The 12,431-nt window shown below is 65.8% G+C and carries 15 protein-coding genes, 1 tRNA gene and 1 riboswitch; of the genes, 7 read left to right on the top strand and 9 right to left on the bottom strand.

The window, feature by feature from the left end; all coding sequences use genetic code 11:
• Window positions 1–1,227 (top strand): TIGR03862 family flavoprotein (locus tag DBR20_RS14210; RefSeq protein ID WP_258223368.1); only part of this gene is annotated, 1,227 nt, incomplete at its 5' end.
• Window positions 1,228–1,252: 25 nt separating this feature from the next.
• Here DBR20_RS14210 and DBR20_RS14205 read toward each other — a convergent pair.
• The 5 genes from DBR20_RS14205 to DBR20_RS14185 form a co-directional block, all read right to left on the bottom strand.
• Window positions 1,253–1,714, bottom strand: a complete 462-nt coding sequence (locus DBR20_RS14205; protein ID WP_108266619.1) for a GNAT family N-acetyltransferase — start codon at window positions 1,712–1,714, stop codon at window positions 1,253–1,255.
• Between the two features lie 62 nt (window positions 1,715–1,776).
• Complete coding sequence (locus tag DBR20_RS14200) at window positions 1,777–3,399, bottom strand: FMN-binding glutamate synthase family protein (protein ID WP_108266618.1); 1,623 nt, start codon at window positions 3,397–3,399, stop codon at window positions 1,777–1,779.
• Window positions 3,400–3,444: 45 nt separating this feature from the next.
• Window positions 3,445–4,731: a nucleotide sugar dehydrogenase gene (locus tag DBR20_RS14195; protein ID WP_108266617.1), complete on the bottom strand. Its 1,287-nt coding sequence runs from the start codon at window positions 4,729–4,731 to the stop codon at window positions 3,445–3,447.
• 111 nt (window positions 4,732–4,842) lie between these two features.
• Window positions 4,843–5,295, bottom strand: a complete 453-nt coding sequence (locus DBR20_RS14190; protein WP_229978766.1) for a BLUF domain-containing protein — start codon at window positions 5,293–5,295, stop codon at window positions 4,843–4,845.
• A gap of 58 nt (window positions 5,296–5,353) precedes the next feature.
• Window positions 5,354–6,376 (bottom strand): TraB/GumN family protein, encoded by a 1,023-nt coding sequence (locus DBR20_RS14185; protein ID WP_229978765.1) that lies wholly within the window; start codon window positions 6,374–6,376, stop codon window positions 5,354–5,356.
• A 115-nt stretch (window positions 6,377–6,491) separates the two neighbouring features.
• Between DBR20_RS14185 and DBR20_RS14180 the strand changes: the two genes are divergently transcribed.
• Window positions 6,492–6,578 (top strand) — tRNA-Leu (locus DBR20_RS14180).
• Between the two features lie 150 nt (window positions 6,579–6,728).
• Window positions 6,729–7,208 (top strand): hypothetical protein, encoded by a 480-nt coding sequence (locus tag DBR20_RS14175; protein ID WP_108266616.1) that lies wholly within the window; start codon window positions 6,729–6,731, stop codon window positions 7,206–7,208.
• Window positions 7,209–7,216: 8 nt separating this feature from the next.
• Here the strand turns inward: DBR20_RS14175 and hemN are convergent, their stop codons facing one another.
• Both hemN and DBR20_RS14165 read right to left on the bottom strand, forming a co-directional pair.
• Window positions 7,217–8,626 (bottom strand): oxygen-independent coproporphyrinogen III oxidase, encoded by a 1,410-nt coding sequence (gene hemN, locus DBR20_RS14170; RefSeq protein WP_108266624.1) that lies wholly within the window; start codon window positions 8,624–8,626, stop codon window positions 7,217–7,219.
• Between the two features lie 44 nt (window positions 8,627–8,670).
• A complete protein-coding gene (locus DBR20_RS14165; RefSeq protein WP_089240193.1) occupies window positions 8,671–9,111 on the bottom strand; it encodes a group III truncated hemoglobin in 441 nt (146 codons plus the stop codon).
• Window positions 9,112–9,291: 180 nt separating this feature from the next.
• Between DBR20_RS14165 and DBR20_RS14160 the strand changes: the two genes are divergently transcribed.
• On the top strand, window positions 9,292–9,573 hold the full coding sequence (locus DBR20_RS14160) for a hypothetical protein (RefSeq protein ID WP_108266615.1): 282 nt from the start codon (window positions 9,292–9,294) through the stop codon (window positions 9,571–9,573).
• The gene (locus DBR20_RS14155; protein ID WP_108266614.1) at window positions 9,570–10,619 is read left to right on the top strand and encodes a 4Fe-4S dicluster domain-containing protein; all 1,050 of its coding nucleotides are present in this window, start codon (window positions 9,570–9,572) and stop codon (window positions 10,617–10,619) included. Before DBR20_RS14160 ends, DBR20_RS14155 begins: the two co-directional genes overlap by 4 nt.
• A 1-nt stretch (window position 10,620) precedes the next feature.
• Here the strand turns inward: DBR20_RS14155 and DBR20_RS14150 are convergent, their stop codons facing one another.
• Entirely contained in the window at window positions 10,621–10,857 is a 237-nt protein-coding gene (locus tag DBR20_RS14150) for a hypothetical protein (RefSeq protein ID WP_025875165.1), read from the bottom strand.
• A gap of 351 nt (window positions 10,858–11,208) precedes the next feature.
• Window positions 11,209–11,418, bottom strand: coding sequence for a hypothetical protein (locus DBR20_RS14145; protein ID WP_108266613.1), 210 nt, complete (start codon window positions 11,416–11,418; stop codon window positions 11,209–11,211).
• Between the two features lie 78 nt (window positions 11,419–11,496).
• Between DBR20_RS14145 and DBR20_RS14140 the strand changes: the two genes are divergently transcribed.
• Together DBR20_RS14140 and crcB are read left to right on the top strand one after the other, a co-directional pair.
• Window positions 11,497–11,937 carry a helix-turn-helix domain-containing protein gene (locus DBR20_RS14140; protein ID WP_223880016.1) on the top strand — a complete coding sequence of 147 codons (441 nt, stop codon included), beginning with the start codon at window positions 11,497–11,499 and terminating at the stop codon, window positions 11,935–11,937.
• 22 nt (window positions 11,938–11,959) lie between these two features.
• A riboswitch (Fluoride riboswitch) is annotated at window positions 11,960–12,023 on the top strand.
• A gap of 81 nt (window positions 12,024–12,104) precedes the next feature.
• A partial coding sequence (gene crcB / locus DBR20_RS14135; RefSeq protein ID WP_108266623.1) for a fluoride efflux transporter CrcB occupies window positions 12,105–12,431 on the top strand: 327 nt, incomplete at its 3' end.

Raw genomic sequence — 12,431 nt, 5'->3', positions numbered from 1 at the left:
CCGCCGCGCCGCGTCGCCGTCATCGGCGGCGGCCCGGCAGGGCTGTTTGCCGCCGAGAGGCTGCGCGCGGCGGGGATCGACGTTGATCTGTACGAGGCCAAGGGCTCGCCGGGCCGCAAGTTCCTGATCGCAGGCAAGGGTGGGCTCAACCTCACCCATTCCGACCCGCGTCCGCTGTTCGACAGCCGCTACCGCGAGCAGGCCGCCAGCGTCGGCCAATGGCTGGACGGCTTCGACGCGCAGGCGCTGCGCGACTGGGCCGCAGGCTTCGGTGTGGAGACCTACGTCGGCAGTTCCGGCCGCGTGTTCCCGGTTGACCGCAAGGCCGCACCGCTGTTGCGCGGCTGGGTTCGCCGGCTGAAGGAACAGGGCGTGCGCCTGCACGTCAACCATCGCTGGCTGGGCTGGAGCGAAGACGGCGCACTGCGCTTTGCCACCGAGACGGGTGTGCTGGACGTGCGCGCCGACGCGACGGTGTTGGCGCTGGGTGGCGGAAGCTGGCCGCAGCTCGGCAGCGACGGCGCATGGGTTCCGGCCTTGCAGGCCCGCGCCGTGAATATCGCGCCGCTGCAATCAGCCAACTGCGGATTCGACGTGGCGTGGACACCCTTCTTCGCACAGCGCCATGCGGGCGCGCCGCTGAAGCCGGTCGTTGCACATTGGCATGGCCTCGAGGGTGAACCCCGCTCCCTGCAGGGCGAGTGCGTGGCCAGCGAGTACGGTATCGAAGGCAGCCTGATCTACGCCCTGTCGGCCGACCTGCGCGACACCATCAACCGCGACGGTCACGCCACGCTGTGGCTGGACCTGGTTCCGGGCCGCGACGAGGCACGCCTGCTGGCCGATCTCTCGCAGCCGCGCAAGGGCCGCAGCTTCGGCGAGCACCTGCGTCGCCAAGCTGGACTGGACGCAGTGAAGACCGCGCTGGTATTCGAAACGCTGGGCAAGGATGCCGGCAACGATCTGGCCGCCGTAGTCACCACATTGAAGCGCCTGCCGTTGCGCCTGCTGCGCCCGCGGCCGATGGCCGAGGTGATCAGCACGGCCGGCGGCGTGCGCCTGGATGCGCTGGACGACGGCTTGATGCTGCGTGCCTTGCCGGGGGTGTTCTGCGCAGGAGAAATGCTGGACTGGGAAGCACCGACCGGTGGGTACCTGTTGACGGCGTGCTATGCCAGCGGACGGCGTGCGGCAGACGGCGTGACGGCGTGGTTGGCCACGCGTTGATCAACGTGTGGTAGCTCCGGACACATCAGGCTGGCCGGCGCATTTTCACCGAAGCCAATGCCACGCCACTGGGATGCGGATACAGTTCCTCGCGTTCGGCAACGAAGCCCTGCCGCTGGTAGAACGGCACGGCATTGAGCGAAGCAGACAACACCACCTCCCGCGTCGGGTCGGCCAGGGCCAGCAACCGCTGCATCAGCGCCTGGCCGATCCCCTGCCCGCCTCGATGCGGATCGACGAACAGCGCGTCAATCTCGTTGCCCTCGGCATCGAGCACGCCGAACCCCAGCACGTCGCCCCGATCGTTCTCGGCGACGACGCAGCCGCCCTGCCCCAGCAACCGCGAATACTGCACCGGCGGTGGCGATGCCGACCACGGCGCGATCACCTCCGGCGGATAGTGGCTGCTGCACAGCTCGCGTACGCAGCGCGTTCGCAGGGCCCACAGCGTGCTTACATCATCGTTGGTACCGGTCCTGAACTGCATGCAATCTCCGTATGTTTCTGGCTTTCGTACAGCCGAGCACCGGCTCGGCTCCACTACGCGACTCATCGCGACTTGCTGGCCCGCAGCGCCTGGATCTTCGGCGGCGGCTGGAAGGAATCACTGCGCGCGTCGGCCCAGAACGAATGGAACACCGCGTGGTCGGGCACCTTGTGCAGCAGCTCGCCCGGCTCCAGGTAGCGGTACAACGAGGCCAGCGAACGGATCTCGACCGGCGACACCCGGCGCAGGATGTGTTCCGGGCCAAGCTCGGCCGGATCATTCAAGCCTGCCGCACACAGCAACTCCTTCAGCGCATGCAGCGTGTGCTCGTGGAAGCTGTACACGCGCGTAGCCTTGTCCGGTGCGTCGAGATGCTTCCAGCGCGCCGGATCCTGGGTAGCGATGCCGGTGGGGCACTTGTCGGTATGGCAGCTGAGCGACTGGATGCAGCCCAGCGCGAACATGAAACCGCGCCCGGCATTGCACCAGTCGGCACCCATCGCAATGGTGCGGGCGATATCGAACGCGCTGGTTATCTTGCCGGCCGCACCGATACGGATGTGCTCGCGCAGGTCCAGGCCAACCAGGGTGTTGTGCACCAGCAGCAACGCCTCGTGCATCGGCACACCCACGTGATCGACGAACTCGGCGGGTGCCGCACCGGTGCCGCCTTCGGCGCCATCGACGACGATGAAGTCAGGCAGCAGACCGGTCTCGTGCATCGCCTTGGCGATGCCGAACCATTCCCACGGGTGGCCGATGGCCAGCTTGAAGCCGACCGGCTTGCCACCGGACAGCTCGCGCAGGCGGGCGACGAACTGCAGCAGTTCAACCGGCGTGGAGAACGCCGAATGGCGTGACGGAGAAACACAGTCCACGCCCATCGGCACGCCACGCGTCACCGATATCTCGGCCGTCACCTTCGGCGCCGGCAGCACGCCACCGTGTCCCGGCTTGGCGCCCTGCGAGAGCTTGATCTCGATCATCTTGACCTGCTCGAGCGCGGCATTGATGGCGAAGCGTTCCTCGCTGAAGCCGCCCTTCTCGTCACGGCACCCGAAGTAGCCCGAGCCGATCTCCCACACCAGGTCGCCGCCCATCTCACGGTGATAGGGCGAAATCGAGCCTTCGCCGGTGTCGTGGTAGAAACCACCCCGGCGCGCGCCTTCGTTCAACGCACGGATCGCGTTGGCCGACAGCGAGCCGAAACTCATCGCCGAGATGTTGAACACGCTGGCCGAATAGGGTTTGGCACAGTTCGCACCGATCAGCACGCGGAAATCGTGCTTGGCGATGGTGGTCGGCGCCAGTGAATGGTTGATCCATTCGTAGTCCACCGCATAGGTGCTGCGCAGGGTGCCGAAGGGCACCGTATCCATCTGGTTCTTGGCACGCTGGTAGATCAGTGCGCGCTGCTGCCGCGAGAACGGCACATCTTCCAGATCGCTCTGCACGAAGTACTGGCGGATCTCCGGGCCGATGGATTCCAGGCCGTAGCGGAAGTGCGCCATCACCGGATAGTTGCGGCGCAGGGTGCTGCGCTTCTGCAGCAGGTCCCAGGTCCCCAGCGCCACCATCGCAGCTGTAAGGCCGACGCCCCAATACCAGGCCGGCCAGATCGTGGCCAGCCACAGGCAGATCGGAAACATCAGGATGGCGAGCAGGTAGACGATATACCGGTGCATGGCGTTCCTCGGTTGCAACTGCCCCCGAGTCTACCGCGCAAGCACCTACAGGCGATCGTCGACCACGCTGCGCGGCCAGGCAGACTTCACGTCGTAGACCAGTCCACCGGGCGCCAGCAGGCTGCGGATATGGGCATCGTCCATCGCCTTGAAGCTCTCATGAGCCACCGCCAGCACCACTGCGTCGTAGCTGCCAGCCACTGGCTCGGCCAGCCAGTTCACACCTTCGTCCGCCAGTGCAGCCGGCCCTACCCACGGATCGCTCACGTCCACCTGCGCGCCGCTGTCGGCCAGCCGCTGGGCCAGTTCCAGCGCGCGGCTGTTGCGCAGGTCCGGGCAATCCTCCTTGAAGGTCACGCCCAGCACCAGGATGCGCGATTGCGCCGGTGCACGATCTCGTTCGGCAAGCATCGCCAACACACGATTGGCCACATGCTCGCCCACCCGGTTGTTGACCTGCCGCGCGGTATGGATGAGGTCGGGGTGGTAGCCCATGCTTTCGGACTTGTGCAGCAGGTAGTACGGGTCTACGCCGATGCAGTGGCCTCCCACCAGCCCCGGTCGGAACGGCAGGAAATTCCATTTGCTGCCTGCGGCGTCGAGCACATCCTGGGTGTCGATGCCGAGGCGATCGAAAATCAAGGCCAACTCGTTGACCAGCGCGATGTTGACGTCGCGCTGGATGTTCTCCACCACCTTGGCCGCTTCGGCGACCCGCATCGACGGCACCGGGAACGTACCGGCGGTGATGATCCGCTGGTACAGGCCGTCGACTACCGCAGCCACTTCTGGCGTTGAGCCGGAGGTGATCTTGCGGATGTCGGCCAGGCGCCGTTGGCGGTCGCCAGGGCTGACCCGCTCGGGACTGTAGCCGCAGTAGAAATCGTCGTTGAAGCGCAGGCCCGAGCCCTGCTCCAGCAACGGCACACAGACTTCTTCGGTGGTACCCGGGTAGACGGTGGATTCGTAGATCACCAGGTCACCGGCGCGAAGATGGCTGGCGATCAATCGCGTCGCCGAGCGCAGCGGCTCCAGATCCGGTTGCTCGTAGGCATCGATCGGCGTGGGCACGGTGACGATGTAGACGTTGCAGGTGTCAAGCTGCGCCGGATCGCTGCTGTAGCGCAGCAGCGTGGCGCTGGCCAGTTCGTCCGGCTCCATCTCCAGCGTGTGGTCCTGCCCGCCAGCCAGTTCGGCGATGCGCGCAGCGTCGATGTCGTACCCCAGCGTGGGCAGCTGCCGGCCGAAAGCCACCGCCAACGGCAGCCCGACGTACCCCAGGCCGATGATGGCCGGGGACGGCATCTGTACTGCGCCGATCGGCGCACTCATGCGCGGCGTCCGGCAGCTGGCGACGGTGTCCACTGGGTCATGCGAGGGTCCGGGTGCGGGCAAACATGCCGACAAGATTAACCGCGGCAGCGCCGCCAGACCACGTCGGACTCAGGATCCCAGGCTGACGGCGGCCGGCTCGAGCTCGCCGTGCCCTCCCGTCCAGGCCCGCAACAACAAGCAGAAGCCATGATCCGGGGGATCCTGCTCCAGGCTGAAACCGTGCCATGGGGCCGCCACGATGCTGGCCAGCGTCGCCGGATCCACATGCCGGTTGGCCATCGTCCAGCGCGGGAACCAGCGGGTCGGGATCGGGCCTGCGGCAAGCTGGATGATGCTGCCGTGGCGACGTGCATTGCCGATGCGCGCGTGCACCGAGGCCAGCCCATCCCGTGGACCTTCGATGTACTGCAGGAAGCGGCTGCCATCGAACATCAGCACCCCGGTCACCCCGGCCATGCGGTTGAACGCGGTCGCATCGACCAGCAGCGCGTCGAGCTCGGGCACGTCCAGTCCCTCACTGGCCGTGCTGACATAGGCGTACGCATGCAACGGCATGTCCATCACTCCCCTCCTGAGTGCAGAGGAATATGACAGGAAGCGCGAGGACTTCAAGCGTTGGCTATTCCGGCGGCGCCTCGACCTGGTAGCCGCGCTGCACCAGCGCATCCAGATAGCCTTCGCCCAGCAGCAGGCTGACCGGCACCGTCGCAAACGTGCCAGCGTGATGGGTCAGCGCCACATCCACGCCCTGCAGCCAGCGCGTACGCACCTGCTGCGGCATGTCACTCCAGCCACGCCTGCGCACGAAGGCCGAATCCTGCAGCAATTCGCGGCAGGTCTGCGCCATCGCAGAGCCCGACAGCCGACGCAGTGCGGCGACATCGCCAAGTGCCCAGGCATTGGCCCGCTCACGCAACACCGGCGCCTGGAATTCCACGGTGTCGAGCGTGCGTTCGAAGCATGCGCGGTCATCGACTTCGGTGGCCTGCAGTTCCTTCAACGTGCCACGGATGTCGTCGACCTTCAGCTTCACCTGCACATCTTCCGGCTTCAGATCGCGGGCCTTGTAGGCGCGCCCGAGCGCTTCCTTCACCTGCTTGCCGTCGCGCAGGCCGTTGCGCTTGAGGAACGCCTGGTAAAGGCGACCGGAGGCCACCAGCGGACGGTCCTTTTCCACGCCACGGTCATTGCCCATGTAGGTCTGTTTCAGCCCCAGCCAGCGTGCGTAAGTTGCCGCCGGCAGGATCTGATCCAGCGTGCGCCCCTGCGGATCGCGCGCGGTCTTCATCGCCAGCGGCAGCAGCGTCAGGCCCTTGAACACACCAATCTTCGCATCGAGGCTGAAACCCGGATCGCCCAGCACATGGTCGACACCGGCGATGGTCCGCTCGACTTCATCCGAGCGCCATTGCACGCCGCTTGGCAACGGCGAGACCGTTCCCAGGATCCACAGCACATGCCCCTGCGGAGCGGTCACCTTCCAGAGCCCGGGGCCCGGTTGTTCACCGGTGACCTGCACCGTGTCCATATCCACCACCGGGCCAGTGAGCGCTGGTACCTGCTGCGCGGCGGCCGGGCCTGTCGCCAGCATCAGCCCCAGCACGGCACTGCATCCGATCCATCGCTTGCCACGTGCACGCATATCGCCATTCCCGGGAACGTTGGCGGACTGTACCCAGCCCCGCGCCCGGCTGCGTAAAAGCAGCGTTAGCCGGCGGCAGCGGCGGCGATTCCGTTACAATCGGCGCGCGCTGCAGGCCCGGATGGCGAAACTGGTAGACGCATCGGACTTAAAATCCGCCGGGGGCAACCCCATGCCGGTTCGATTCCGGCTCCGGGCACCACCCAATCACGCATCGACGCCCCAGCAAAGGGTCCACTGAAAGGGATGCGGCCATTCGGCTGCCGTCGCTGCGATCGAGACGGCTTCAGGCAGACATGGCAAAATCGACTGCGCCGCCCCGGCCGCCGAACGACGCATAGGGAGATCACCCATGAAGTGGACATGGCTCGCATCATCGCTGGCGCTGGTCACGCTGCTCGCCCAGGCCACCGCACCGGCATCGGCGCAGGCCCGTTCGGACAGCCACCGCAACCTCGACGGAAGCCGGGATATCCGCAACAGCGACGGATCGTCCAGCCGCATCAAGCGCGATCTGTCCGGCCACGTGATCGCCGAGCACAGCAACGGCAGCCGTTCGACCACCACTACCGATCTGGGTGGCCGCAAGCGCACCACCCACAGCGATGGCAGCTACTCCAACAGCAGCACCGACCTGAGCGGCAACATCCGCACCGAGTACAGCAACGGCGCCTACTCCGTCAGCAAGCGTGACCTGAGCGGCAGGTGGCGCACCGAGTACAGCGATGGCTCCTATTCGACCAGCGTGCGCGATCTCAGCGGCAACTGGACCACCACCTCCAGCGGCGGCATGGCCGCGCGCCACCCCGAACGCGGCGTCGGCAAGCGCTGAGGCTGCGCTCAGATCGCCCGCGAGTAGCGAGGCTGCTCCTGGGCAACACGCAGATAGGGATCGAAGCACATGGCCAGCAGGCGCAGCAGCGGCCGTCCCGGCTCGCTGGTGCGCACTACGCCATCGCGGTACTCGGCCAGGCCATCCTGCTGCAGGCGCTGCACGGCCTGAAGGTCTTCGGCGAAGTAGGTCTCGAAGTCGATGCCATGGCGCTGGGCCAGTGACGTGCCATCCACTTCACCCTGGCACATCAACTGCTGGATCAGCTCGGCACGCAGCTCATCGTCGGCGCTGAGCGCGACGCCGCGCCACACCGGCAGTTGTCCCTGGTCCACTGCGTTTTCCCACGACGGCAGGTCGCGCGGGTTCTGGCTGTACGTGGCACCCACATGGCTGATCGCACTTACGCCCAGGCCGATCAGATCGGTGTCGGCATGGGTGGTGTAGCCCATGAAGTTGCGATGCAGCTGGCCGGCGCGCTGGGCACGCGACAGATCCTCTTCCGGCAATGCGAAGTGGTCCATGCCGATGTACTGGTAACCGGCCGCGGACAGGCGCTCCACCGCCAGGCCCAGCAGCGCCAGCTTGTCTTCCGGCGAAGGCATGCGGCTTTCGTCGATCTGCCGCTGCGCGCGGAACAGGTGTGGCAGATGCGCATAGCCGTACACCGCCAGTCGATCCGGACGCAGCGCCAGCACCAGTTCCAGGGTACGGCCGAAGCCCTCCAGGCTCTGCCCGGGCAGGCCGTAGATCAGATCGACGTTGACCGAACGCATGCCGCTGTCGCGGCACGCGCGCAGGATGTCCAGCGTCTGCCGCACGCCCTGCACGCGGTTGATCGATTCCTGCACCTGCGGGTCGAAATCCTGCACACCCAGGCTGGCGCGGTTGAAGCCGAGCCGGGCCAGCATCGCCACGTCGCTGGTATCGATGAAACGGGGGTCAAGTTCAATGGAAAAATCACGCTGCGACGAATCGCTGAAATCGAAGCGGCGGCGCAGCCCCTCGACCAGCGCAGTCATCGCATCGGCATCCAGGAAATTCGGTGTGCCACCGCCGAGGTGCAGCTGGATCACTTCACGGCCGTCGGCGAACTGCGGTGCCAAAAGGTCTGCCTCGGCCAGCACGCGTGACACGTAACTGTGGCCACGCCCGCGGTCGCGGGTGATCACCCGGTTGCAGCCGCAGTAGAAGCAGGGGCTGGAGCAGAACGGCACATGGACGTACAACGACAACGCACGCGCCAGCGGGTTGCTGTCGGCGATCGCCTGGCGCAGCGCCGGTGCATCGAAGCCGTCATGGAAGTGCGGCGCGGTGGGATAGGAGGTGTAGCGCGGCCCCGGCCGGTCATGCCGGCGCAGCAGATCGGGATCGAAGGTCCAGGCCAGGCCACCGGCAGCGGGAGAGAACGTGTCCATGACGCCAGCATCGCGCCAGACCACGCGCAGCGCCTTGACCCAGATCAATCCTTGGCGGGGACGCCCAGCACCGGCAGCATGACCTGCGGCCAGCGCAGCATCTGGTAACGGCGCCAGAAGGTTTCGGCGATGCGGGCGGCCACATCGTCGGCCAGCGCCTGCATCGGCGGGTTGTTGCACTCGGCCGTGGTGATGTGGAACAGCACCAGCCAGCGGTCGAACAGATCCTTTTCCAGGTCGATCGCCATGTGCTTGGACATCGGCGAACCCTTGAACCTGCGCGTCCCGCGCAGCATCGCCGACCAGAAATCAACAAGCTGGGCGAGGTGTTCGGGCCAGTCTTTGACGTGGCCTTCGAACACCGGCCCCAGACGCTCCTCGTCACGCACGCGCGCGTAGAAATCGTGAACGAGCCGGGTCACTTCCTCCTCGCTGCACAGCTCGGGCGAGGCGATGGGAAGGACGGTCGTGGGCGTTGCGTTCATCAGGGCACCAAATGCGGATCGGCAGTGTGCCGCAAGCCGCCGCCACCACTGTTGATCCAGATCAATGTCAGCGCACGGGGGCGCACCTAGGCTGGCACGCTTGCAGGAAGCATGCCCTGCGGATGCTGCGCCAACCACGGCGAAGTATACGCGCCGCCCTCTTCTTCAACCCGAACCCGCATGAACACACCGTCTTCCAGCCGCCAGCGGCGTATCCAGCAGTGGGGCGCAGTCCTGTGGCCCAGCTTCATCGCCGCCGGCCTGGCCTGCGTGGTGTTCTTCGCCTTCGTCGATCCACTGCGGCTGCAGGCGATCAGCTTCCCGGGTACAGCCATCAGCCGTGAACTGGGCTACACCGCAGGGTTCTTCATGTTCTGGGCCGTCACCGCACTTTCCAGCGCGGTGACCGGCTACCTGCTGCGGCCGATGCCGAGCGAAGAGGATGAGGAGCCACTGGGATGAGCGTCGCCACTATCCCGCCACCGCATCCATGGCGTCGGCGCCGTGTGCTGGGCGTTGCGCTGCTGGTCCTGTTCCATGTGCTGCCGTGGCTGCAATGGAATGGCCGGCAGGCGCTGCTGCTGGACCTCAACGCGCGCCGCTTCGACCTGTTCGCGTGGACCCTGTGGCCGGATGACATCGGTGTGCTGCTGGGCCTGCTGGCGGTGATGGCGGTGGGCCTGGCCCTGCTCACCCATCTGGCCGGCCGCGTGTGGTGCGGGCATGCCTGCCCACAGACACTGTGGACACGGGCCTTCGATGCGATCGCGCAGGCTCTGGCCCGCGTCCTGCCCGCGCAGGCAGCGCGGCCGTTCACCCACGTGGTCTGGTTGCTGCTGTCGCTGTGGACCGGGATCACCTTCGTAGGACTGTTCAGTCCGATCCGCGAACTGGTCGCGGGCGCGTTCGATGGCAGCTGGAGCGGCTGGGAGACTTTCTGGGTGCTGTTCTATGCCGGCGCCACCTGGGGCAATGCCGGGTTCCTGCGCGAGCAGGTGTGCCGATCGCTCTGTCCGTTCGCGCGCATGCAGCCGTTGCTGACCGACCCGCACACCCCGCGCATGCTGTATGACCCACGCCGTGGCGAGCCACGCGGCGCCCGACCACCGGCATTGGGTGGCGTACTCGGCCGCGGTCGTGGCCTGCTCGACCCGACCACCGCGCAGGACTACGTTTTCCGTGCCGCACATCCACTGCTGGCCGGACCGATGCCGACCTTCAGTGCGGATCGGCTGGGCGACTGCATCGATTGCATGGCCTGCGTACGCGCCTGCCCGATGCAACTGGACATCCGCCATGGTCCACAGGCCGATTGCCTGGCCTGCGGTGCCTGTCTGGAAGCCTGCACCCGGCAGCAGCATCAGGCGGGCTTCGGACCCGGCCTGATCAGCTATTGCAGTCCGCAGGTGATGGCCGGCCAGCCGCGCAGGTGGTGGCGCCCCCGCACCACCGCCCTGGCATCGATGCTGCTGGCCTTGCTGGCCTGTGGCGCCTGGCGCCTGCTCTGAGTCAGCCCGGGTCGCCCGGGCGCGGCGGTACCAGCTGGGCACGACGGACGATGCCCAGTTGTTCGATGATCAGCGCCATTTCGTTGGTGACATCGGTCCGCCCGGTCCCCTGCGGAACCAGACGATCAAGCACCTGCTGGTAGGTATCCCAGAACGCCGGACCGCATCCGTGTTTGTGATAACTGGCTTCCAGTTCGCGGCGTACCCGTTCAGCCAAGCCATGCATGCCGTATTCCATACGACCTCCGTTTGACTTGTTCTGCATCGTTGACGGTCGACCAATTCACTTGCGAGCTACTGAAAGACTCCCGGCCTTCACAACCGGTTGATGCCAATTAGTCATAGATTTCACGACACGTCAATTACAGGGCACGACTTTAGTGATTGAAATTATTAATCGTTCATGAAGGGTCGTGACGAAGGGGATCGGGAATCTCCGTGCCGATGTCGACACTGCTCGCCAACGAACCCGGGTGCCCATCACAGATCAGGCCATCGCTGCGACCGGGATGATCGATTCTGCCTATATCGCTAAGCATACTTAGCAAATTGAGCTTAGCGGTCTGTCTGCGACAACCTTGGACGCATCTCATGCAGTTTCATCGTTCGGGTCCTGATCCAGAGGGAACAGCGCGGGGTACCGCTGCTGCAGGATGTAGCGCCTCAACGGCGGGATGGGAAAGCCTCTAGGCCATTGCGAGACAGCGGATCTGCTGATTCCAAACAACCTGGCGAGCTCCGCGTCGGTGGAAAAGCCCAGCCGCGTGCGGACCTGCCGCTTGCTCCAGAATTCGTCCATTTTCGATCTCTTTCATCATCAAACTTATTCTTGCGCCAAGGCCTCTTTCGATTCCACGCGTTAAGCTGGCTTGCATAGATGAATACTCTTGGACAACGACTCGCGGTCGCCATGAAGGACGCCGGGCATGCACGCCCGGCCGACCTGGCGCGTGCCGCCGAAACGACGACGGCGACGGTCAGCAACTGGCTCAACGACCACGTCAAGGCCAACCACGTGAAAGCCGAACAGCTGTTCCGCATCGCTGATGCGGTGAAGCTGGACCCTCGGGAGCTGCTGTTCGGCCCGCTGGGACGGGGTGTCGGCGAACGCGGCACGGCCTACATGCACATGCCCAGCGAAGCCCATCTGGATGTCTGGCAAGCGGCCTATGAGCTGGTCGCCCACATCCTCGCCGAGCGCGGTTTGGAAGTTGGCTACCGCCGTGAGGCCACGCTGGGGCTGATGGCCCATGACCTGCTGATGGAGGGCGTCAGCCGCGGCAAGGTTGCACGCGTGGTGATGACTGCCCTGCCCTGACCCATCTCGTGCTGATAGCATGGCGGTCGATGGGGATGGGGCTCCCCCGATAACCGCCTGAGATGGCTGATGGCTCCTGCTGCGACGAACCCGGCGTTCGTCGATGGCAGGCATTGCCCGCCATTGCGTACGCCGTCGAACCTGCGAACACGCACTCGAGGCAAGCAATGCAGACGTTGAACAACTATGTGCTGGTATTCCTGGGCGGCGGTGTCGGCGCCAGCCTGCGTCACGCCTGCAATCTGATCGGCGCCCGCGTCGCCGTCGGCAGTTCCTGGCCCTGGTCGACCTTCCTGGTCAACATCAGCGGCGCCTTGCTGATGGGCGTGGTGGTGGAGGCATTTGCCCTGCGCAACGGCGCGTCGCCGCAACTGCGCCTGCTGCTGGCCACCGGCATTCTTGGCGGCTACACCACGTTCTCCACCTTCTCGCTGGAAACCGGCCTGCTGCTGCAGCGGGGCCAGCATGGCCTGGCCGCACTCTACGCGGGCGGC

The sequence above is a fragment of the Stenotrophomonas sp. HMWF023 genome (assembly GCF_003060985.1).
GTDB classification, from domain to species: domain Bacteria; phylum Pseudomonadota; class Gammaproteobacteria; order Xanthomonadales; family Xanthomonadaceae; genus Stenotrophomonas; species Stenotrophomonas lactitubi.
Note: the sequence above shows the minus strand (reverse complement) of the source record. Positions and strands in the feature narration are given on the sequence as shown.